Annotated in this window: 19 protein-coding genes; 8 read left to right on the top strand and 11 right to left on the bottom strand. The window is 65.4% G+C overall.

Features of this window, described 5'->3' with window-relative positions:
- Window positions 1-131 precede the first annotated feature (131 nt).
- Genes PRJ_RS19430 through PRJ_RS19405 form a run of 6 tightly spaced genes read right to left on the bottom strand, consistent with a single transcriptional unit; the run spans window position 132 to window position 6,943 of the window.
- Window positions 132-1,763, bottom strand: a complete 1,632-nt coding sequence (locus PRJ_RS19430; protein ID WP_104962256.1) for a BatD family protein — start codon at window positions 1,761-1,763, stop codon at window positions 132-134.
- A complete protein-coding gene (locus PRJ_RS19425) occupies window positions 1,760-3,478 on the bottom strand; it encodes a tetratricopeptide repeat protein (RefSeq protein WP_104962255.1) in 1,719 nt (572 codons plus the stop codon). The genes PRJ_RS19430 and PRJ_RS19425 overlap by 4 nt, the downstream gene beginning before the upstream one ends.
- Window positions 3,475-4,551: a VWA domain-containing protein gene (locus PRJ_RS19420; protein ID WP_010953038.1), complete on the bottom strand. Its 1,077-nt coding sequence runs from the start codon at window positions 4,549-4,551 to the stop codon at window positions 3,475-3,477. The genes PRJ_RS19425 and PRJ_RS19420 overlap by 4 nt, the downstream gene beginning before the upstream one ends.
- The gene (locus tag PRJ_RS19415) at window positions 4,544-5,038 is read right to left on the bottom strand and encodes a DUF4381 domain-containing protein (protein ID WP_010953039.1); all 495 of its coding nucleotides are present in this window, start codon (window positions 5,036-5,038) and stop codon (window positions 4,544-4,546) included. The genes PRJ_RS19420 and PRJ_RS19415 overlap by 8 nt, the downstream gene beginning before the upstream one ends.
- Window positions 5,035-5,979: a DUF58 domain-containing protein gene (locus tag PRJ_RS19410; RefSeq protein ID WP_104962254.1), complete on the bottom strand. Its 945-nt coding sequence runs from the start codon at window positions 5,977-5,979 to the stop codon at window positions 5,035-5,037. Before PRJ_RS19410 ends, PRJ_RS19415 begins: the two co-directional genes overlap by 4 nt.
- 4 nt (window positions 5,980-5,983) lie before the next feature.
- Complete coding sequence (locus PRJ_RS19405; RefSeq protein ID WP_003247242.1) at window positions 5,984-6,943, bottom strand: MoxR family ATPase; 960 nt, start codon at window positions 6,941-6,943, stop codon at window positions 5,984-5,986.
- Between the two features lie 228 nt (window positions 6,944-7,171).
- Between PRJ_RS19405 and PRJ_RS19400 the strand changes: the two genes are divergently transcribed.
- The gene (locus PRJ_RS19400; protein WP_104962253.1) at window positions 7,172-8,482 is read left to right on the top strand and encodes a DUF2235 domain-containing protein; all 1,311 of its coding nucleotides are present in this window, start codon (window positions 7,172-7,174) and stop codon (window positions 8,480-8,482) included.
- Between the two features lie 35 nt (window positions 8,483-8,517).
- On the opposite strand, the gene PRJ_RS19395 is transcribed toward PRJ_RS19400, so the two are convergent.
- The 4 genes from PRJ_RS19395 to PRJ_RS19380 form a co-directional block, all read right to left on the bottom strand.
- Window positions 8,518-9,735 carry an MFS transporter gene (locus tag PRJ_RS19395; RefSeq protein ID WP_104962252.1) on the bottom strand — a complete coding sequence of 406 codons (1,218 nt, stop codon included), beginning with the start codon at window positions 9,733-9,735 and terminating at the stop codon, window positions 8,518-8,520.
- A gap of 59 nt (window positions 9,736-9,794) precedes the next feature.
- The gene (locus PRJ_RS19390; protein ID WP_014591859.1) at window positions 9,795-11,009 is read right to left on the bottom strand and encodes a benzoate/H(+) symporter BenE family transporter; all 1,215 of its coding nucleotides are present in this window, start codon (window positions 11,007-11,009) and stop codon (window positions 9,795-9,797) included.
- Window positions 11,010-11,158: 149 nt separating this feature from the next.
- Entirely contained in the window at window positions 11,159-12,046 is an 888-nt protein-coding gene (locus PRJ_RS19385) for a dihydrodipicolinate synthase family protein (protein ID WP_104962251.1), read from the bottom strand.
- Between the two features lie 44 nt (window positions 12,047-12,090).
- A complete protein-coding gene (locus PRJ_RS19380) occupies window positions 12,091-12,873 on the bottom strand; it encodes an aldolase (RefSeq protein WP_003247249.1) in 783 nt (260 codons plus the stop codon).
- Between the two features lie 245 nt (window positions 12,874-13,118).
- Between PRJ_RS19380 and PRJ_RS19375 the strand changes: the two genes are divergently transcribed.
- The 3 genes from PRJ_RS19375 (at window position 13,119) to PRJ_RS19365 (ending at window position 17,205) form a co-directional block, all read left to right on the top strand.
- The gene (locus PRJ_RS19375) at window positions 13,119-14,666 is read left to right on the top strand and encodes an AMP-binding protein (protein ID WP_033725201.1); all 1,548 of its coding nucleotides are present in this window, start codon (window positions 13,119-13,121) and stop codon (window positions 14,664-14,666) included.
- Window positions 14,667-14,680: 14 nt separating this feature from the next.
- Complete coding sequence (locus tag PRJ_RS19370) at window positions 14,681-15,847, top strand: acyl-CoA dehydrogenase family protein (protein ID WP_020191767.1); 1,167 nt, start codon at window positions 14,681-14,683, stop codon at window positions 15,845-15,847.
- Window positions 15,848-15,951: 104 nt separating this feature from the next.
- Window positions 15,952-17,205, top strand: coding sequence for an MFS transporter (locus PRJ_RS19365; protein WP_104962250.1), 1,254 nt, complete (start codon window positions 15,952-15,954; stop codon window positions 17,203-17,205).
- Between the two features lie 12 nt (window positions 17,206-17,217).
- Here the strand turns inward: PRJ_RS19365 and PRJ_RS19360 are convergent, their stop codons facing one another.
- Complete coding sequence (locus PRJ_RS19360; RefSeq protein WP_003247253.1) at window positions 17,218-18,162, bottom strand: LysR family transcriptional regulator; 945 nt, start codon at window positions 18,160-18,162, stop codon at window positions 17,218-17,220.
- A 215-nt stretch (window positions 18,163-18,377) separates the two neighbouring features.
- On the opposite strand from PRJ_RS19360, the gene PRJ_RS19355 reads away from it, so the two are divergent.
- From PRJ_RS19355 to PRJ_RS19340, 4 genes are read left to right on the top strand one after another with little or no spacing between them, the layout of a single operon-like run.
- A complete protein-coding gene (locus tag PRJ_RS19355) occupies window positions 18,378-20,231 on the top strand; it encodes a DUF1302 domain-containing protein (RefSeq protein ID WP_104962249.1) in 1,854 nt (617 codons plus the stop codon).
- Between the two features lie 22 nt (window positions 20,232-20,253).
- Window positions 20,254-21,564: a DUF1329 domain-containing protein gene (locus PRJ_RS19350; RefSeq protein WP_104962248.1), complete on the top strand. Its 1,311-nt coding sequence runs from the start codon at window positions 20,254-20,256 to the stop codon at window positions 21,562-21,564.
- Window positions 21,564-21,950 carry a YidH family protein gene (locus PRJ_RS19345; protein ID WP_020191763.1) on the top strand — a complete coding sequence of 129 codons (387 nt, stop codon included), beginning with the start codon at window positions 21,564-21,566 and terminating at the stop codon, window positions 21,948-21,950. Before PRJ_RS19350 ends, PRJ_RS19345 begins: the two co-directional genes overlap by 1 nt.
- On the top strand, window positions 21,943-22,236 hold the full coding sequence (locus tag PRJ_RS19340) for a DUF202 domain-containing protein (RefSeq protein WP_104962247.1): 294 nt from the start codon (window positions 21,943-21,945) through the stop codon (window positions 22,234-22,236). Before PRJ_RS19345 ends, PRJ_RS19340 begins: the two co-directional genes overlap by 8 nt.
- The last annotated feature ends 20 nt before the right edge of the window (window positions 22,237-22,256 follow it).

The following is a 22,256-nucleotide window of genomic DNA, read 5'->3' as shown; positions in this document are numbered from 1 at the left end:
GGGGAAAGGGCGGTATGGTAACCCAAGCGGGATTCGGGGTGCAGGGCGAGGGATTGGGGGGCAGGTGTTCGTCACAAGAATTTCAGCGCCTGGGACAGGCGCTGAAAACCTTATGGCGAACACCTGCTGGCCTACTTGGGATAGAGCGGCGGCAAGCTGCCGCTCTCGCCCGTCGGCAGCAACACCTGCTCAGCTGGCGGAATGGTACCAATCGCCCGCCACAAATCCTCCCCCTGCCAATACTGCCCGCTCTCGCTATACAGCGCCCCGTTCAACCCATCCAGCGCATCCGACAACGGCACGAAGCGCGCCGCCATCTCGGCCAGGGTTTCCGGTTGCTGCCGGGCCCAGGCATCCAGTGCCTGGCGCGTAGCCTGGGGGTCGTTGGCCTGGCATGCGCGCTTGAGGTCGTCCAGCAAGGTGCGTGGGCTTGGCCCGTTCTGCGCCGTGCGCAGCACCGCTGGCCGCGAACGGGCGCGCCACCACAGGGCAAAGCCCAGCACGGTGGTCAGGGCAAACACCAGTGTGGACAGCTGCCAGGGCCACAGCAGGGTGCTGGCGCTGCTGTTGTCGCCCACCGGGGTGTCGGCGCTCAGTGCCGGGTTGTCCAGCACGTTCAGCGTGCGCGCCGGCAGGCTGCTGTGTTCCAGGTGGTCTTCGCGGGTGTTCCACCAGGCCACTTCCAGCGCCGGCAAGGCCAGCGTGCCGCTGTGGGTCGGCACCAGGGCCTCGCGCTCTTCGCGGTTGGCGGTCATGCCCCGTTCGCTGATTTCGTTGCGCAGCAGCGGCTGGTCAGGGTAGCGGCGCAGGCCGATGATCTCCGTAGCCGGCAGCGGCGGCAGTTGGGTGCTGGACAATCCTTCGGCACGCAAGGTGATGTTGCGCGTCAGCGAGTCGCCAATCTGTACCTGCTGGCTGCCGGGGTCCGGGCTCCAGTGCTCTTCCAGGGTCAGGCTGCTGGCTGGCAACCACGGCAAGCCAGCCGGCCAGGCTGCCGGAATCGGCCGTACCGTGAGGCGCAAGGGCAGCGAGCTGACCTGCACCTGGTGGCCGGCGCGGGCCGTGCCATTGGCCTGCGCTGCTTCGTCGCTGCTGGCAGCTGCCGTGGCGGTGAACGTCAGCGACGGGATGTCGAGGGTGCCACTTTGCTGGGCATACACCGCATAGCGGGTTTCGATCACGCCATGACGCACGCCGTTGATTTCCTTTTCATACGTGCGCGACTCGCCCAACGGCTCGACCTTGGCGTTCTCCAGTTGCAGGGGGCTGAGGCTGCTGTCGTCGTACAGCGCTACCGAGTGGTAGATGCGCAGGGTCAGCACGGCTTGGGCCTGGACATAGACGTCGTGGCTGTCGAGGGTCGCTTCGATGAATACCTGAGCGTTGTCCTGGCGGTTGGCATCGGCCTGCAGCACTTGCAGTTCGATGGCCTGGCTGTGCGACTGGCCCAGCCGCAGCTCGGGGATGCGCAGGGTACCGCTGCGCCGTGGCAGTAGGGTAATGATCCAGCGGGTGCTGGCGCGGGTTTCGCCGTCCAGGGTGTGCAGGCTGTTCAGCTGTCGCGTGCCGCGCACTTCGAAGTCATCTTCCAGGGCGCGCAGGTCGGGCTTGCCGAACTGGGTGACGTCCTGGCTTTCCAGGGTCAGTTCCAGGCTTTCGCCAGCTTCCAGGCGGGTGCGGTCGACGCTGGCCTGCAGCAGCGGTTCGGCCTGGGCCAGCAGGGCCCACAGCAGGGTGAGGAGAAAGACGCCGAAGCGACTCATTGTGATTTTTCCTGATGCAATTGCTGTTCATACCAGAATTTGCGTCGCAGCAGCTCTGCCGGGTTGTCGGGGATTTCCCGCAGCCATTGCTCCAGGGCTTGGCGCTGTTCGCCGTCGAGGCTGGTCGACACCGGGCGCTGTGGCGGCTGGATGACACTGTCGTCGCCCCCGGCCTGGTTGCCGGGGGCGGCCTGGCTGTTGCTGCTGCTTTCGCCGGGTTGTTCGGGGCTGGCCTGTTGGTCGTCGCCGGGTGTGCCTTGGGCTGGGCTGCTGGCCGAGCTGCTGTTGCCTTCGGTTTCGCTGCCGGGCGTGTCTTGGGCATCGTTGCCGGGCGGTTGTTCCTCGGCCTTGGCTTCACGTTGCTGCAGCAGTTGCTGCACCAGCGCCTGGTTGTCCAGCGCGGCCTGCAGGTCGGGCTGACGCTCCAGGGCTTGCTCGTAGGCATCCAGGGCGGCTTCCAGCTCGCCACTGAGGGCCAGGGCATTGCCTCGATTGTAGTGGGCTGCTGCAGTGTCGCCTTGGGAAAATGCCTCGGCGGCACCGGCATAGTCGCCGGCCTGGTACAGGGCCATGCCGCGCCATTGCGGGTTCTGGAAGTGACGCGCAGCGCTGGCCGGGCGGTTTTGCTCCAGCAGCATCTGGCCTTGCTGGTCGGGACGCAGCCACAGGTCGTTGAGCTCGAAAGCCTGGCCAGGCTGCGGCAAGGCCAGCAGCAGCGGCAGGCAGAACAGCCAGCCGCGCCGGCCGGCGCAGGCGGCCAGCAGCAACAACGGAATCAGCAGCCAGTAACCTTGGTCGGCCCAGCTGTCCAGTTGCAGGGTCTGGCCGTCATTGCGCCCGCTCCGCGGGTTGTCGAACAGGCCCAGGCCACGCAGGTCGAGGTCGTCGATGCGGGCGTGCCGGTAGCGCCCGCCCGTGCCGCTGATAAAACCCTTCAGGCTGGCGCTGTCCAGGCGAGGCAAGAGGATGCCGCCCTGGTCGTCTTTAAGGTATTCGCCATTGGCCTGGCGCACCGGGGCGCCTTCGCGGCTGCCGATGCCCAGCATCAGCAGGCTTGGGCCCTGGCGGCCGAGGGCCTGGGTGATGCCCTGGCGCTCGGCGGCGCTGAGCGCCGAGCCTACCAGCAGCAGGCGGCCTTGGCCGAGGCCGCTCTGGGCCAGGAGCGCCAGGCCTTTTTGCACGGCCAGGTCGGCACGCTGGCCGGGTTTGGGCATGATCGACGGGTCGATGGCCTCGAGCAAATTGCGGGTGGTGGCCAGGTCGTCGGACAGCGGCACCAGGGTGTGCGCGGAGCCGGCATACACCACCAGCGCCGTCTGGCTGTCGCGGCGGTGTTCAAGCAGGTCGAGGATCTTGCGCCGGGCCTGTTCCAGGCGGTTGGGCGGGCTGTCCTCGGCGAGCATTTGCGGGGTCAGTTCGAGCAGGATCACCAGGGGGTCGGCCGGGCGCTGACGGCTTTCTTCCAGCCGCTGCCAGCTGGGCCCGAGCAGCGCCAGGATCACCAGTAACCAGGCAAGGCCCAGCGCCACCCACGGCAGTTTGCTGGTGCTGCCGCTGCCGCCACCCAGCAGCACACCGTGGAAGGCAGGCGGCAGAATCATCTGCCAGCGCCCGGCGCGCTTGCGCCGGTGCCACAGCTTGTACAGCAGCCAGCCGAGCACGGGAACCGCCAGCAGCCAGAGCGGGCGCAGCCATTGGGGCCACAAGTCGATCATCGCCGCCTCCTTAAACGCAGGCGCTTCAAGCGCTGGCGCCATTCCGGGTGCGGCTGCAGGAAGCGCGGCTTGCGCAGCAGGCGCTGCAACAGGTTGTCGGGCCACTGCACGGCCACCACCAGCAGTACGCTGAGCAGCAGCGCCAGCGCCAGGGGCCAGGCGTACAGGGCCTGGGCTGTGCGTGCCTGGGTCGGTTGCTGGGCCACTGGTTCCAGTTGGTCGAGGGTATCGCCGATAGCGTCCAGTTCGGCGCCGTCATGGGCGCGGAAATAGGCGCCGTGGGTGATGTCGGCAATTTCCTTGAGCGCGGCTTCGTCCAGGTCCAGGCTCGGGTTGAGGCCGAGCAGGCCTGGGGTGCCACTGGCTTCGGGGTTGGCGCCGATACCGATGGTGTAGATGCGCACGCCTTCCTGGGCCGCCAGGCGGGCGGCTGTCAGCGGGTGAATCTGCCCGCCGTTGTTGGCGCCGTCCGTGATCAGCACCAGCACCCGGCTTTGTGCCGGGCGTTCGCGCAGGCGTTTGACTGCCAGGCCAATGGCGTCGCCGATGGCGGTGTTCTTGCCTGCGATGCCGATCTGCGCCTCGATGAGGAAGGTGCGCACGGTGCGCCGGTCAAAGGTGAGCGGCGCCTGCAGGTAGGCCTGGCTGCCGAACAGGATCAGGCCCACGCGGTCGCCTTCACGGTCTTGCAGGAAGTCGCCCATCAGCGCCTTGACCAGGTCGAGGCGGCTGATGTCCTCGTTCTGCCACTGCATGTCGGGGAAGTCCATCGACCCGGACACGTCCACCGCCACCAGCAGGTCGCGGCCGCTGGCGGCAATCGGCACGGGTTCGCCCAGCCATTGCGGGCGAGCGGCGGCGCACAGCAGCAACAGCCAGATGACGACGAACGGTGCCTGCTGGCGCCAGGTGGGCAGGTTGAGCCGGGCGCGGCGCCCGGCCAGGCCTTCCAGCTCGTTGAGGAAACCCACCTTGAGCACGGGCTCACCACTGTCGGCTGCGGGCAGCAGCAGGCGCGCCAGCCATGGCAGCGGCAACAGGGCGAAGACCCACGGCCAGGCCAGTTCAAACATGCTTGCGGATCCAGATTTCGACGGCTTGGCTGAGCCCGGCGATGGCCTTGTCGTCGAGCTTGCACTCGGGTTTATAGGCGCCTTCTACCAGTACCATCCAGCGGGTCAGGCCGGCGGCCGGGCAGCGGTTATCCAGAAAGGCCAGCCACTCGCGGCCGTTGAGGGTGTGGCTGTTGGCGCCTGGGTAGTGATTGCGACACAGGCGCTTGAGCAGGGCGTTGATCTGTTGCAGCCAGGCGCCGGCCGGGGCGCCGTCATACGGGCGTGGCAGGCGGGCCAGCTCGGCCAAGGCCTCCAGGCGCACCGGGTCCAGGGGTTGTTCGGCGCGCACGATGCGGCGTTTGCCCGGGCGCCAGCGGCGCAGCCGCCACAGGCCCCAGCCCAGGAGTGGCAGGACGGCCAGCAGCAGCCACCAACCCGGTGCGGGTGGCCACAGGCTGACCGGTGCCGGGGCGATCAGTGGGTGCAACTGGTCGAGCGGGTTCATGACGCGCTCCGTGGCCGCTGGGCGTTCAGGTACTCGCGCAGTTGTTCGACCATTTCACTTTGCGTGCTCAGAGGCATCAGCACCACCCTCAGCTTTTGCGCCATCAGCTCCCAGCGCTCGATGCGGGCTTCGGCCTGCTGGCGGTAGGCCTGGCGCAGGTTGGCGTCGAGGGTATCGAGCTCCAGCTGGGCACTGCGCTGGGCGAAGCGCAGCAGGCCGGCGGCGGGCAACGCGTGGTCGAGCGGGTCGGATATCGGCAGCAACAGCAGGTCGCAATGCCGTGAGAGCATGGCCAGGTGCTGTTCCACCTGGGCGCTGAGCGAGCGTTCATCGCAGATCACGATGGCCAGGCTGCCGGGGCGCAGCACTTCGCGGGCGCGGCGCAGGGCCAGGCCGAGGCTGTCGGCCCCGGGTATGGCTTCGGTGTGCAGTGACTGGTTGACCTTTGCCAAGCGGTTGAGCAGTTGCAGCAGGCTTTGCTTGCTGCGTCGGGGCTTGATTTCGTGGTGTTCGTTGTCGCCGAACACCAGGCCGCCGATGCGGTCGTTGTGGCCCAGCGCTGCCCAGCCGAACAGCGCCGCAGCCTGGGCCGCCAGCACGGACTTGAACATCAGCCCTGAGCCGAAGAAAAGCCGTTGGCTTTGTTCGACGAGGATGAAGATCGGCCGCTCGCGTTCTTCGTGGAACAGCTTGGTGTGCGGCTCCTGGGTACGCGCAGTGACACGCCAGTCGATGTTGCGCACATCATCGCCGGCCTGGTAAACGCGCACCTGGTCGAAGTCCACGCCGCGCCCACGCAGCTTGGAATGGTGCAGGCCCACGAGTGGGCTGCGCTGGCCGGGCTTGGAAAACAGCTGGATTTCGCGCACGCGGTGGCGCATGTCGATCAGCTCGGCAAGGCCAATGCGGATGCCGTGTTCGGCCAGCTGCGCAGTGGGCATGGGTTCAGGCAACGGCGACGACGTCGAGGATGCGCTGGACCACGCGGTCCTGGTCGATCCCTGCCGCCTCGGCCTCGAACGAGAGAATGATGCGGTGGCGCAGAACGTCGAACAGCACGGCCTGGATGTCTTCGGGGCTGACGAAGTCGCGCCCGGCCAGCCAGGCATGGGCACGCGCGCAGCGGTCCAGCGAGATGGAGCCACGCGGGCTGGCGCCGTAGGCGATCCAGTCGGCCAGCTCGGTGTCGAACTTGGCCGGGGTGCGGGTGGCCATGACCAGCTGCACCAGGTATTCCTCCACTGCGTCGGCCATGTACAGGCCAAGGATTTCCTTGCGCGCGGCGAAGATGGCCTGCTGGCTGACCCGGCGCTCAGGCTTGGTCTCGCCGCCCAGGGCCTCACCCCGGGCCTGCGCCAGGATACGCCGCTCTACGGCGGCGTCGGGGAAGCCGATTTTTACATGCATCAGGAAGCGGTCGAGCTGGGCTTCGGGCAGCGGGTAGGTGCCTTCCTGCTCGATCGGGTTCTGCGTGGCCATGACCAGAAACAGCGGCGACAGGTCATAGGTGCTGCGGCCCACGCTGACCTGGCGCTCGGCCATGGCTTCGAGCAGCGCCGACTGCACCTTGGCCGGTGCGCGGTTGATTTCGTCGGCCAGCACCAGGTTATGGAAGATAGGCCCCTGCTGGAACACGAAGCTGCCGGTTTCCGGGCGGTAAATCTCCGTGCCGGTGATGTCGGCCGGGAGCAGGTCGGGGGTGAACTGGATGCGATGGAACTGCGCTTCGATGCCTTCTGCGAGTTCTTTGATGGCTTTGGTCTTGGCCAGGCCCGGTGCCCCTTCGACCAGCATGTGGCCGTCGGCCAGCAGCACGATCAACAGCCGTTCGACCAGTTTTTCCTGGCCTAGGATCTGGGTAGAAAGAAAAGTGCGCAGCGCGATCAGCGCTTCACGGTGTTCCATCGGCGACGGTTCCTGGTAGGGGGCCTGAGGCGGCGTGAGGCAGCAGCCTTGGCAAGGGGGGATACTTTAATCTATCCGGGGGGGCGACCACCAATGGCGGCGGGTAAATTTATCGTTGCAGACGGGCCTGCGGGCAAAGAAATGTCCCACGCATGGCTGGCCTTTGCCTGATGGTCCGTGACGGCGTGCTGGCGCCTGCTTGTGCTTTTCGGACAAGCAGGAGGCACGATGATGAAAATGAGCAGCGCCAGCACGGCAAACCTTACGCCGGTCACCCTGCGTTTTGGCGTGTTCTTCGATGGCACCGGAAACAACCTGCACAATGCCACGGCGGAGGGTGAGCAGGGTGACAAGGGCGGCAGCTATGGCAACGCCTTGAGCAATGTGGCCCTGTTGCATGCGTTGTATCCGGCTGATGCGGCCTGTGCCGACGGGCCGCAGGCGTTCTTGAAGCGCTATGTGGAAGGCGTGGGCACGCTGGCGGGTGAAGCCGACCATGTCTACGCCTCGGCCACCGGGCATGGGCGCACAGGGGCAGAGGCGCGGGTTGCCGAGGCGTTGCAGGGCATGGCCGAGCAACTGCGGGCATGGCGCCAGGCGCATCCGCAGGCGACGCTGGAAGGGGTCGAGTTCGATCTTTTCGGTTTCAGCCGCGGCGCGGCAGCGGTGCGGCATCTGGCCAACCTGCTGCACGAGGGCGCGGGCGGGCTGTTGTCGTTGGCGTGCAAAACCTCGATCAACTTTATCGGCCTGTTCGACACCGTGGCGGCGATCATCGCGCCCTTACAGGGTGACTTCGACCCTGCAGACGGCCGCCACGGTGGCCTGCGCCTGGGCCTGGGTGCGGATATTGCCCGGCACGTGGTGCAGCTGGTGGCCGAGGACGAGCGGCGGCATAACTTCCCGCTGGTGCGCAGTGGCCACGACATCGTGCTGCCGGGCGTGCACTCGAATATTGGGGGTGGTTACCCGGAGACCCTTCTGGAGCAGGTGCTGCTGTGCAAGCCGCAGTCCCAGTGCGTGCCTGCCGGCACGCGTGTCGAGCAGTGCCGCGTACATGCCAAGGTGAGTGCCTTGCTGGCTTCGGCGTTTGCCGATATGGGCGAACCCAGGCCGCAAGTGATGACCTGGGAGGAGCCGATTGCGGGCGGGCGGCGGGACGAGGCGCAAAAGCAGGTCTATGCGGCGGTGTACCGGGAGCGGCACGTGGCGGGGCACTTGTCCCGGGTGTACTTGAGCGTGATGCGGGCGTTGGCGGTGCGCGCTGGCGTGCCGTTTGCGCCGTTGGGGGCGCAGGCAGAGCATCGGCTGCCGGATGAGTTGTCGGGCATCAGCCGCAAATTGCATGCGTTCGCCTTGGGGGAAACTGGCCAGGTGGGGTTGAGCGAGGAAGAACAGCGGCTGTTGCGCGACAGATACGTGCATGCGTCAGCGAACTGGAACGCACTTAAGGGCTTGCGCAACAGTGTGCTGGATGTGCTGTTCGTCAATCGGCCGGGGGCAGGCGGGCGCGTGGTGCATGCCAACCCGGCGCAATGAATGACTGATCCTGGCCTGGCAATGCTGCACCGGGCCTACAGGGCGCGCGCCAGCTGTTCAGTCGCGCGCCTTCTGGCTGAATACATCTCCTGTGCCAGGGTCAGCAGCACCGTCAGCAGCATGAACACCACCGATGCGACGAAAATCCCGTTGGGCAGGCGCTGATCGAGCATCCAGCCGAACGCCACCGGCCCGATGGCACCGCCGACGTTGAACCCGGTCGACACCAGGCCGAAGGTTTTGCCCTCGGCCCCGGGTGGCGCCGCCGCCTTGACCAGCATGTCCCGTGATGGGGCGATGACCCCGGTGAGCAAGCCGATGACACCCAGTACGACCACCAATGCCCAGCCCTGCAGCAGCCCCAGCGCCACCAGTGCAGTCAGCGCAGCCGCCAGCGCGAAGGCCAGTGCCGCCACCAGGCCATGGCGCCGGGTACGGTCGGCCAAAGCGCCCCCGCACAGCACGCCGGCTGCGCTGCTCAGCAGGAAAGCGGTGAGCGCGGCGTTGGCCCAGGCCAGTGTCAGGCCTTGGCCCTGGACCAGGGCGGCTACGGAGAACTTCTCGATGGCACTGGTGCTCAGGTTGAGCAGGATGAACAGCACCGTCAGCACGCCGATCATGGGGGTGAACAAGCGTACCCGGCCTGTTGCTGCGGCCGGGCCTGCGCCTTGTGGGTTGGCAGGCCTGGCGACCCGGTACACGCCACTGCCGGGTATCGAAATCAGCAGCAGCGCGGCTACCCCGAATACCGCGCCCGCCGCCAGGGCTGCCCGCGTGCCGAACGCTGCGGCGATGCCGAGAAATACGGCTGGGGTAACGGCCGAACCGAGGAAACCGGCAAAGGTATGAATAGAGAACGACCGCCCCAGGCGTGCGGGCTCGATGCCGTTGGCCAGCAGCGCATAGTCGGCCGGGTGGTACACACCATTGGCCAGGCCAGCCATGGCCATCGCCACCAGCAATACCGCATACCCGGGGCTGGCCGCCAGCAGCACGAAGCTGAGGCTGCCCAGCAACAGCCCGGCCTTGAGCACTTTACGTGCACCATAGTGGTCGACGGCATAACCCAGCGGGGCCTGTACCAGCGCGGAGACGATGTTGAACACCGCCAGGGCTACGCCCAGCTCTACGAAGCCTACGCCCAGCAGGCCGGGCAGCACGGGCAGTAGCGCCGGGATCAGCATGATGTGCACATGGCTGACGAAGTGCACGGCAGCAATTTGGGTCAGCAGCTTGGGGCCAGCGTGGGGCATGTCGATACCTGTTGAACAGCGTGCGCCCCTGGCGCACGGCAAGGTGGTGGAAAGCTCGCTTAGCGGGAGGCGCCGCGCAAACCGGGCAGGCGACCGTTCAGTACAACATGGGCCAGCAGACCAATGACCAGGCCCCAGAAAGCCCCGCCAATGCCCAACAGGCTGATGTTGGCCGCCGCCGCCAGGAAGGTGATCAGTGCTGACTCGCGTGAACGGGCATCGGCCAGGGCGCTGGCCAGGCTGGCGCCGATGGTGCCCAGCAGGGCAAGGCCCGCCAGGGTGGTGATAAAGGTGCCCGGCAGGGCCATGAAGACACTCGCCAGCGTGACCCCGAACACCCCGACGAGGATGTAGCAGACACCGGCGGCGATGCCTGCCACCCAGCGCTTGTCCGGGTTTTCATGGGCTTCCTTGCCGGTGCAGATGGCCGCGGTGATGGCCGCGATGTTGAACGCGTGTGAACCGAAGGGCGCCATCAGCAACGAGCCCATGCCGGTGACGGCGACAATCGGGTTGGCGCTGGTCTTGAATCCATCGTTGCGCAGCACCAGCATGCCGGGCATGTACTGGCCGGTGAGGGTGATCAGGAACAAGGGCAGGGCCACGCTGAGGGCCGCGTTCAGGGAGAAGGTGGGCGCGGTGAAAACCGGTGAGGCAAATTCCAGCCGCAACGTGGTCAGGCCCACTTGCCCCTGCAGCAACAGGTACCCCAGGCCCAGCAGCAGTATGGCGACCACGGCGTAACGGGCGGTGAAGCGTTTGAAGGCCACATACGCTGCAATCAGCAACCCGGCGAGGGTGGGGTCGACCGAGAGGCTGGCAAAGGCACCGATGCCGAACTGCAGCAGGATGCCGGCCAGCAGGCCGGCGGCAATGCCGCCGGGCACGACGCGCACCAGCCGCTCGAAGCACCCGCTCAGCCCCAGCACCACGAAGCCGGCGGCCGACAGCAGGTAGGCACCTATGGCCTCGCTGTAGGGCACGCTGGCCAGGGCGGTGACCAGGAACGCGGCGGCTGGCGTGGACCAGGCTGTGATGACCGGCTCGCGGCTGTACCAGGACAATGCCAGGCCGCTGAGGCCGACGCCGATCGACACCGCCCAGACCCACGATGACGTCAGCTCCGGGCTCAGCCCGGCCACTTTGGCCGCCTGGAACACCAGGATGAACGTGCCGCCGTAGTTGACGATCACCGAAACGAGTCCGGCAATCACCGGGTGAAGGATGTCTGTCAGCCTGAGCGGGGTTGCAGAGCTTTGAGCAGGCGCGTCCATGGTTGCCTCTGGTAATGGTCAGATGAGGAGCAGTTTTGTGCGGCGAAGGGGTAATCCGACTGCAGCGTCATTGGCCCGTTCGCAGCCCAAGGCTGTTCCTGAAGAAAAAGGCTGCCCGACAGCGACAGGCTACCGGGCAGGTTTGTGCATCAGTTGGTCAGCGTCACCAGCAGGTTTTTCAGGTGGTTGCTGCCTTGCGCATCCAGCGGCTGCAGGGGCAGGCGTGGGGCGCCGACATCCTGGCCGAGCATTTTCAGGCCGGCCTTGATGGTGGTCGGCAGGCCACGGCGGGTGATGTACTCCAGCAGCTCGTACTGGCGGTAGAACAGCGCACGGGCTTCAGCCAGATCGCCTTGTTGTACGGCGTCCCACAGCGCCAGGTTGAGTGCCGGGATCAGGTTGGGCGCGGCGGTACACCAGCCCGTGGCGCCGGCCACCAAGGCTTCCAGGGTCAGCGGGTTGCAACCGTTGTAGAACGCCACCTGCCCATCTGTAGCCGTGAACAGGCGGTGCATGCGCTGGATGTCACCGGTGCTTTCCTTGACCATGGTCACATTGGGCACTTCGCCGAGGATACGCAGGATCAGCTCCACCGACAGGTCGGTGCCGCTGGTGCCCGGGTTGTTGTAGAGCATGATCGGAATGTCGATGGCGGCGCCGACCGCCTTGTAGTGGGCGACCACTTCGGCTTCGGTGAGCTTCCAGTAAGAGATGGGCAGCACCATCACTGCCGTAGCACCGCAGGCCTGTGCCAGGCGGGCACGCTGCACGGTGCGGGCGGTGGTCAGGTCGGAGACGCTGACCACGCTGGGTACGCGCCCGGCAATGCGTGCCTGGCTGAAGCGCACCACGGTTTCCCATTCGCTGTCGGACAGGTAAGCCCCTTCGCCGGTGCTGCCCAGCGGCGCGATGGCGTGCACGCCGTCTGCGATCAGGCTATCGATGGACGTGCCCAAGGCATCCAGGTCGAGTGTGCCGTCTGCCGTGAAGGGAGTGATGGTGTAGCCGATAACGCCGCGAATTACAGGTGTAGACATGACCAGGCACCTTTGCCGTTGTTGAGGAAAGAGTACAGCTTCGATCAGCCCAGGCAGTCGCCATGGGCACGCAAGGCACGGCGCGCGTAGTAGCTGAAGGCAGCACCGTGACGTTTAGGGGTGGAAATCCAGTCGTGGGCCTCTTTGCCCAGTGCTTCGGGGATGGGGCGGATGTCACCGGCGCCCATGGCCAGCAGTTGCATCTTTGCTGCGCGCTCGAACAGCAGGGCGAGCACGCAGGCTTCCTCGATCGAACGCCCAGCGATCAGCAGGCCATGATGGGAAAGCAGGATTGCGCGCTTGTCGCCAATCGCGTTCGCGATGATTTCGCCTTCTTCGTTGCCCACCGGTACACCGGGCCATTCCTTGAGGAATGCACAGTCGTCGAACAGGGGGCACAGGTCCATGTGCGAGATGGCCAGCGGAACTTCCAGCATCGACAAGGCGGCGCTGTGCAGCGGGTGGGTGTGGATGATGCAGTTGACGTCGGGGCGGGCGCGGTACAGCCAGCTGTGGAAGCGGTTGGCCGGGTTGGCCATGCCATGGCCTTGCAGCACCGTCAGGTCTTCGTCCACCACCAGCAGGTTGGAAGCGGCGATTTCGTCGAAGCCAAGCCCCAGTTGTTGGGTGTAGTAGGTGCCAGGTTCCTGCGCACGCGCAGTGATCTGCCCGGCCAGGCCAGAGTCGTGGCCGCCGTCGAACAGGATCCGGCAGGTGAGGGCGAGCTTTTGTCGCACGGTGTAGGTGTTGTCGGTCAGCGCCGTCAGCATCTGTTGCTGGGCGAGTTTGACAAGCTGGTCCTTGGGGGTGTGCATGGTGGTCGTCATGGGCGGTACCTGCAGGGGGTTGAGACTAGGGATGGCTGATCGGCGTGGAGGCGACGCCAGGACACGGCGTTGATCATAATGACACAAGGTGTCATATGCAAGCGATGTGTCATCCTTGCCTCAGGGCGTCAACCCATCAGTGCCAGCGCAATCTGTTATGGCGTGCATACGCAACTGGTATTACTTGCCCCGGCTTCACGCTGTTTAGCATCGATCGGGTCTTAACCGTCGACGAGAACAACAACGTGAACCTTGGAACCCTATCCAGTCGAAGTGCCAGATACTGGCCTGAACGTCTGGCGGTGATCGACCGCCACACCCGGCTGACCTTCGCTCAGCTCGAACAGCGGGCCAACCAGCTGGCCTCGGCCTTGCTGGCACAGGGCATCGCCACGGGCGAGCATGTCGCCATCCTGGCGCCCAACCGCGCCGAACTGGTGGAAGCAGAGGTGGCTTTCTACAAGGCCGGCCTGGTCAAGGTACCGGTCAATGCGCGCCTGGCACCGGATGAAGTGATTCAGGTGCTCAACGACGCCTGCAGTGTCGCGCTGATCGCCGATGCGCAACTCGCCCAGGCGTTGCTGGCCCGCAGGCAGGAGGTACCTGCGTTACGCTTGATCGTGACCTTGGGTGAGCGGGGCGGTGACATCACCTATGCCGCACTGCTGGCCCAAGGCAGTAGCCAGCCAATCAGCTGCGACCTGCCTGACGATGCCCTCGCCGTTTTGCATTACACCTCTGGCAGCTCTGGTGTGCTCAAGGCTGCGATGCTCAGCGTGGGCAACCGCAAGGCGCTTATCCGCAAGAGCCTCGCCAGCCCTACACGTCGCGCCGCCCCGGGCGATGTCATGGCCCACGTCGGCCCTATCACCCATGCCAGCGGCATGCAGCTGATGCCACTGCTGGCGGTCGGTGCCTGCAACCTGCTGCTGGAGCGCTACGACGACCAGCTGTTGCTCGAGACCATCCAGCGCGAAGGCGTAACCCGCTTGTTCCTGGTACCTGCCATGATCAATCGCCTGGTCAACTTCCCCGATGTCGAGCGCTACGACCTGAGCAGCTTGCGCCTGGTGATGTACGGTGCCGCGCCGATGGCACCAGCGCTGGTGAAGCGGGCCATCGAGGTCTTCGGGCCGATCCTGGCCCAGGGGTACGGTGCTGGCGAGACCTGCTCGCTGGTAACCGTCCTGACCGAACAGGACCATTTGTGCGAGGGCGGCGACTACCGGCGCCTGGCTTCGTGCGGGCGTTGCTACTTCGAGACCGACCTGCGCGTGGTGAACGACCATTTCCAGGACGTCCAGCCGGGAGAGGTGGGCGAAATCGTAGTCAAGGGCCCGGACATCATGCAGGGCTACTGGCGCGCACCCCACCTCACCGCCGAGGTGATGCGCGACGGCTACTACCTGACTGGCGACCTGGCCACGGTGGATGAGCAGGGGTATGTGTTCATCGTCGACCGCAAGAAAGAAATGATCATTTCCGGTGGTTTCAACATTTACCCCAGCGAGGTCGAGCAGGTGCTCTACAGCATGCCGCAGGTGTTCGAGGCGGCGGTGGTGGGGGTGCCTGACGAGCAGTGGGGCGAAGCGGTGCGGGCGGTGATCGTGCTCAAGCCGGGCATGGCGCTGCAGGAGCAGGACGTCATCGAACATTGCGCCCAGGCCCTGGCCGGTTTCAAGAAACCACGCGCCGTGGATTTCGTCAGCGAGCTGCCGAAAAACCCCAACGGCAAGGTGGTGCGCCGGTTGATCCGTGACGCCTACTGGCAAAACAGCGAACGCCGTATCTGACACGAGGAACGACCATGTATCAGCCAAGCGAAAAGGCCCAGCAGATCATCGAGGCCATCAGTGGCTTCGTTCGCAACGAAATCCTGCCCCTGGAACAGCAAGCCGGCCTCAGTTGGGCAGAGCCGCACCCGCGGGCGGTGCTGCAGCAGGTATGGCAGCGTTCGTGCGAGCAGGGCTTCTACAACATCATGCTGCCCGAGGCGATAGGTGGCGCCGGGTTGAGCGTGTCAGACCTGTGTGCGGTCAAGGAAGCCACGGTGCTCACCGGCTCGATGCTGGCGCCGCATATTCTCGGCGAGCTTTCCGGGCCGCCCCGTATCGGCCATCTGTTCAAGGTGGCGAGCCCGACCCAGATCGAGGCGTTCCTGCAGCCGGTGTGCCGTGCCGAAAAGGCCGTGTGCTTCGCCCTGACTGAAAGCGAAGCCGGCTCTGATGCAACGGCGATCAAGACCTCCGCACGGCGGGAAGGTGAACACTATGTGCTCAATGGCGCCAAGCGCTACATTTCAGGGGCGCCCTATGCCGACATCGCCGTGCTGCTCGCGGTGACGGATCCCGGGCGCGGTGCCCAGGGGATTTCGGCGTTCTTCGTCGACCTGAGCGCACCGGGGGTAAGGGTTGAAAGCGATTATTCGGTCATGTCAGGCGGTGGTGCGCATGGCGACATCATCCTTGAGGACGTACGGGTGCCGGCGGCCAACCGCATCGGTGAGCAAGGGCAGGGTTTCAAGCTGGCGATGGGGCGCATCACCCTCAATCGCCTGCTGCATTGCCCCACCTTGCTGGGGCTGGCCGGCCTGGCTCTGAACCTCTCGATCGACTATGCCCGCACGCGCAAGCAGTTCGGCCAGCCTATCGCCATGTTCCAGTCGATCAACCACATGATCGCCGACATGGCCACCGAGCTGCATGCTGCACGCAGCATGGTCTACGCCACGGCAGCGGTGAATGACGCCGGCGGCAATATCCGCACCCAGGCCCCGATGTGCAAGCTGTTCGTTTCGGAGACGGCCTTCCGCATCGCCGATCGCGCCGTGCAGATACACGGCGGTGCCGGGCTGCTGCGTGGGAACCCGGTGGAGTGGATATTCCGTGCGACACGTATGATGCGCATTCTCACGGGAACCAGCGAGATCCAGCGCAACACCATCGCCAAGGGCGTGCTCATGCCTGAGCAATGACGCGGTATGCCCGGCCCGTAGCGGCCGGGTTCTCCAGACAAGAACAATAACGAGAGATCATCATGACTCATACTGACACCCCCGCACGTGCAGGCACGGCCTGGATGATTGCGGTACTGCTGGCGCTGTTGATGCTGGTGAACTTCCTGGACAAGGTGGTCATCGGCCTGGTGGCGGTGCCGATGTCCAGGGAACTGGGCTTGTCCCCTGCCGAGTTCGGCCTGGTAGGGGGCGCACTGCACTGGTTCTTCGCCATCTCGGCGGTGATAGGTGGCTTCATGGCCAATCGCCGGCCAACCCGTACCCTGCTGCTGGGGATGGGCGCGTTCTGGGCGCTTATCCAGTTGCCCATGTTGTTCGTCAGCTCGCTGTGGGCGATCGTCGCCTGCCGGGTGCTGCTGGGTATTGGCGAGGGACCGGCCTCACCGGTGGCTACACATGCCTTGTACAAGTGGTTCCCCAACGACCGTCGCAACCTTCCCGTGGCGCTGTTGCATACCGGCAGTGCGCTGGGGCTGTTGGTAGCGGGTGCCATGATCCCATGGATCAGTGTGCACTTCGGCTGGCGCATGAACTTCATCGTGCTGGCGGTGATCGGCGCGGTGTGGTGTGTGCTGTGGTGGTGGCTGGGCAGCGAGGGCAACCTCGACCGGATTCGCCCGGGCCAGCGTGAAGAAGGGCAGGCCCCTGTTCCCTATCGTCGGCTGCTCGGTGACCGCACGGTACTGGGCAACTACTTGTGCCACTTCGCCGCCAACTGGTCCCTGGCGTTGACCCTGACCTGGGTACCGAGCTACCTGGAAACCGGGCTGGGGATTGACCCGATCATGACCGGCCAGGTGTTCGTTCTGTTCGTGGTGGTTACCACGCCGTTGAGCCTGTTCATGGCCTGGCTGTCACAGCGAATGATGCGTGCCGGGGTTGCCACACGCTGGTCGCGCGGTGCGTTCGTTTCAGTGTGCCTGATCGCCAGCGGGCTGCTGTCGGCGGCATTGTTTCTGCCGGGTCTGAGCAACGTCGAGCGGATCGTCAGCCTCACGTTCAGCGGCGGGCTGGCGCTGGTGATGTACTCCGTGGGGCCTGCCATGCTGGCGGAGTTCACGCCCAGCGGGCAGCGCGGCGGCATTCTGGCGATCGGCAACGGTATCGCCTCGTTGGCCGGGCTGTCGGCACCGGTGGTCACCGGTTTGCTGGTGCAGGGCGCCGGGGCCGGGCACACGGCAGGGTTTGGCCAGGGTTTTCTGGTGTGCGGCGCGGTGCTGGTGATTGCCGGGCTGATCGGGCTGGCCTGGATGGACCCGCAGAAAACCCGGCAACGTCTGGTGCAGGTGGGCACGGCTGCGCCAGCCCAAGCGTGATGTTCACAGCGCTCAGAGGCTCTGCTCCGCCAGGGCCTCGCGCTCGATCAAGGTGCCTTTCCAGCGCTCGCTGCGCACCGCATCCACCAGCAGTGCGCGCACCAGGTCGCGCATGCAGGCGGCGGCGAACGACAGCGGCTTGTGCTGCGAGTGGGCCAAGGCGATGGTGCGGGTGATGCGCGGTTCCACTATCAGCCGCGCGCTGGCAGGTGCGGCCAGATCCAGCAGCGGCGGCCAGTTGCTGATGGTGGCCGCCAGGCCAGCACGGACCAGGCTGGTGATACCGGGGGCCGACTGCTGTTCGTAGCTGGAGTCCAGTGTCACACCGGTCTCCATGGCAGCCTGCTCGATGCGCCTGCGCAAGTGCAGGCTACGGGGTGGCATTACCAGGCGGCTCGCTGCGGCCTCAGCCAAGGTGATGGGCGACTCGTCAGGCCCGTGCCCAGGCAGGCCGACCCAGTACAGGTCTTCGGAAAACACGGGCTCGGCGACCACATGGACAAGCTCTTCGGCGTTGGGCACCACGCCGAAATCCACCTTGCCCAGCTCGATCGCCTGGCCACCTTCGCGGCTCAGGCCATCCCATACGGTGAGCTTGATCCCCGGGAAGCGTGCCTGGGCCTGGGTAATGATGGCCGGCAACAACAGTGCCGAGGCAGTGGCGGGAATCGAGATGGCCACGTGCCCCTTGGGGTTGCCGCGGCTGGACTTCAGCTCGTCTTTCACCGAATCGAGCTGCTGCACGACCGATCGTGCCACTTCGTACAACTGCCGCCCGGCATCGGTCAGTTCGATACCGTCATGCTGGCGCGCCAGCAGTTGCATTTCCAGTTCGCTCTCCAGCAGGCCTATCTGTCGGCTCAAGGCCGGTTGGGCGATGAACGCCTGGCGTGCGGCATTGGAAAAACTGCCGGCTTCGACAATGGCGATCAAATAACGCAGCTGTTTCAAAGTCATCGGGATTCTCAGGCTATGCCGAAGTGATATGGCAACCATCGGGAGACGCTATTTGTTTCAGCCCCGGTGGCCTACTTAGTATCGGTAAGCAGCAAAACGAGGATAACAGAAACGTTCGAATAATTACCCAAGCCCTTGCCTGCAGGCCTTTGCGCCGTACTTAAGCATTAACTCGCAATTCACTCTCTAATAAACACAATAAGAGGTTAAGAGTGATGGCATCTCGTATTTCCGGTCGCTCGGGACCGTTGTCGGTACTTGCCTCATCAGTACTTTTTTCTGCATCTGCCGGTGCCGCTCAGTTTCACTGGGGTGAACTTGAGGGGCAATTCGACTCGGCGCTTTCCTTTGGTACCAGCATTGCGACTGCCAACCCTGACCCGGCCCTGCACAACAGCGCCAACAGCGATGACGGCCGCCTGAACTTTGCCTCCGGCGATGTGTTTTCAGCGGTGTTCAAAGGCACCCATGACCTGGAGCTCAAGCACGACAACCTGGGGGTGTTCCTTCGCGGTACCTATTGGTACGACACGGCCCTGCGTGATCACGATCAGCGCTTCAAGCAGGTGGAGGACAACAACCGCAAGCGCTCGGCCAAGACCGCAGGTAGCCAGCTGCTCGATGCCTTCGGTTACTACCTGTACGACATCGACGGCCAGCCGGGTTCGCTCAGGCTGGGCAAGCAGGTGGTCAACTGGGGTGAGAGCACCTTCATCCAGGGCGGACTGAACGTCATCAACCCCTTCAACCTGGCGGCCTTGCGCCGCCCCGGCTCGGAAGTGAAGGACGCGCTGGTGCCGGTGAACCTGTTCTACTTCACCCAGAACCTCACCGAAGCGCTGTCGGTCGACGGTTTCTATCAGCTGGACTGGGAACAGACCCAGCTCGACAACTGTGGCACGTTCTTTTCGAACAACGACTTTTTGCCCGATGGGTGCGATGGCCTCGACGTGGGCGCCAAATTGCTCGGCAACCCCACAGCCGTGGCGGGGCTTGCGCCGTTCGGTGTGAACCTCACCAGCGAAGGCGTGCGCATACCTCGCGGCAGCGACCAGGATGCCCGCAACAGCGGGCAGTGGGGCGTTTCGCTGCGCTGGTACGTGGCGGCGCTGGACACCGAGTTTGGTGCTTACGCGGCGAACTACCACAGCCGCACGCCTTACCTGGGTACGGTCAGCAGCCCGTATTTCGACAACCGCCGTTTCGCCCCGCAGTTGTGCGCCAACCTCGCTATCGGGCTTGCAGACTGTGCCGCTTTCCTGGGCTCCAGCGCAGGCCAGTCGCTGGTCGGCGCGCTACGCCTGGGCACCTCGCAGTACCGGGTGCAATACCCCGAGGACATTCGCCTCTACGGCCTTTCGTTCTCCACCACCCTGCGCACCGGCACGGCGCTGCAGGGGGAGCTGAGCTACCGGCCGAACATGCCCATGCAGCTCAACGGTACCGACATCATCCAGTCGCTGTTGAACGTCGATGGCCGCTCGCCCTTGCTGGGTGACGGCCTGCGGCCAGACAGCGCCAGTACGTTGTTCGACGGCTACCGCCGTAAAGAGATGACCCAGTTGCAGGTAACCGCTGTTCACGCTTTCAGCCAGGTGATGGGGGCCAACCAGTTGCTGTTGATAGGCGAGGCGGGCGCCACCTATGTCGGCGGTCTGGAGGGCGCCTATGGCCCCCGTTACGGGCGCTCGGGCACGTTCAACAGCGGCGAACTGGCGGACAACAGCGTGTGCGTGGCCATTTCCAAAACCCCTGAGCATTGCAACGACGAAGGCTTCATGACCCCGTTTTCCTGGGGCTACCGGCTGCGCGCCACCTGGGCCTACCCCAACGTGATTGCCGGCTTCGACCTGCGGCCGAACCTGTCCTGGGCACATGACGTGCACGGCATCGGCCCGGTGGAGGGGTCGGCGTTCAGCGAAGGCTCCAGGGCCATCAGTGTCGGGTTGGATGCGACGCTCGCCAGCACCTACAGCCTGAGTGTGTCGTACACCGACTTTATCGACGGCGACTATGGCACCCGCGGCGACCGGGACTTCATCTCGCTGAGCCTGGGCGTCACTTTCTGAGGGCATGACAATGAAAATGCGCATGGTGATGATCGGCCTGTTCTGGGCCAGCGGCGCGCTGGCGGCAGCCGGCCTGCCCGACAACCTGACCCCGGTGGGGGCCGAGCGTGCTGCCAGCCCCGACGGGCGCATCCCGGCCTGGCAAGGTGGGTTGAGCGCGGCCCAGCAACGCCTGGGCGACAACGGCACGCCGCTGGACCCGTTTGCCGATGAGCAGCCTCTGTACCGGATCACGGCCGCCAACTACCGCCAGTACCGAGGTCAGCTTACCGACGGCCAGGTGGCCTTGCTCAAACGCTTCCCAGCCAGCCTGAGCTTGCCGGTGTATCCCACCCACCGCAGTGTTGCGGTACCCGACGCGGTCGCGGCATCGGCCGCCCGCAATGCCGAGCAGGCGCAGCTGGATGACCAGGGCAACGGTGTGCGAGGTTTCACTGGCGTCATCGCCTTTCCGCGGCCAACCAACGGCCTGGAGGTGATCTGGAACCACCTGACCCGGCATCGCAACGTGAGTTACAGCCTGAGCTCCGACAGCGTCACGCCGCTGAAGAATGGCCGCTTCGTGCTGATGAGCGCGCGTCAGGAAGTGGCCCGGCCCGAAGGTTTGGCCCGCCTGGGGGAGGGCAATGTACTTTATTACTTCACCTACCGCATGACGGCGCCCTCGCGGCTTGCCGGTGATGCGATGGTGGTGCACGAGACACTGGACCAGGTCGCCGAGCCGCGCTTGTCCTGGGTGTACAGTGCCAGTCAGCGGCGGGTACGGCGGGCGCCGAACATCGCCTATGACACCACCGGCCCAGGCACCGCCGGCCTGCGGACCGCCGACAGCCGCGACATGTTCAATGGCGCGCCGGACCGGTATGACTGGAAGCTGCTGGGCAAGCAGACACTGCACGTGCCTTACAACAGTTACCGCTTGGCATCGCCCGAGCTGCGCTATGCGGACCTGATCAAGCCAGGCCACATCGACCCGGCACCGACCCGCTACGAACTGCACCGGGTATGGGTCGTGGAGGCGACGTTGAAGCCTGGGGCGCAGCATATCTACGCCAAGCGCAGGTTCTACCTGGATGAAGACACCTGGGCCATTCTCGAAACAGACAGCTACGACGCGCGTGGCGAGCTGTGGCGCACCTCACAGGCCCATGGTTTCTTTCACCCCGGCGGCCAGGTGGCAGTCAACGCCATGGAGGTCACCTACGACCTCAAGAGCGGCCGCTACCATGCATCGGGCTTGATCAACGAGCAGCGTCGGCCCTTTTCTTTCAATGTGCGTACCAGCCTTTCGTACTTCTCGCCCGGCGCCCTGCGCAGCTTTGGTGTGCGCTGATGGGCGTGCCTGAACCACGGCCTGACTGGTCGCGGCGGCTGTTGGGGCAGGGTGAAGCGCCTGATCCGCGCTTCACGCTGGCCAACGAACGTACCTTCCTGGCCTGGGTCCGGACCGCGCTGGCGCTGCTGGGTGGCGCAATCGCCATCGAAACCTTCGCCGGCCACGTCCTCGAGACACCCCTGCGGCTGTGGCTGGTCGCTGGCCTGATGCTGCTGAGTGCATTGCTGAGCGCTGGCGCCTGCCTGCGCTGGCTGCGGGTAGAGCGGGCATTGCGTCAGCGACGTCCGTTGCCGTTGCCGGCACTGGTGCCCTTGCTGGCGCTGGGCTGCCTGGTCGCCGTACTGCTGGCAGGTCTCGTCCTGTGGCCACGCTGGCATGGGTGATCCGGGCCTGCAGGCAGAACGCACCGAGTTGGCCTGGCGGCGTACTGTGCTGGCGCTGGTGGTGGTGGCGGGGTTGGCCTGTCGTCAGGGCGATGTGTACGTGCTGGCATTGGCGGGCCTGGCCGCGCTGGCGCTGCTGGCCCGCCAGCGGCGGCGTTACGAGCGGGGCCTGGCGATGTTGCAGGCCGAACGCGGTCAGCCTGCGCCCTGGGGATTGCTGGCACTGGGCTGCGTGGTGTGGCTGATGGCACTGGCAGGCTTGTGCCGGTTGGCGAAGGGCGGCTGAGCACAGTGCCGGCGCCGCCC

This window comes from Pseudomonas sp. XWY-1 (assembly GCF_002953115.1).
GTDB lineage: Bacteria > Pseudomonadota > Gammaproteobacteria > Pseudomonadales > Pseudomonadaceae > Aquipseudomonas > Aquipseudomonas alloputida.
This window is presented reverse-complemented; position numbering and strand designations above follow the sequence as displayed.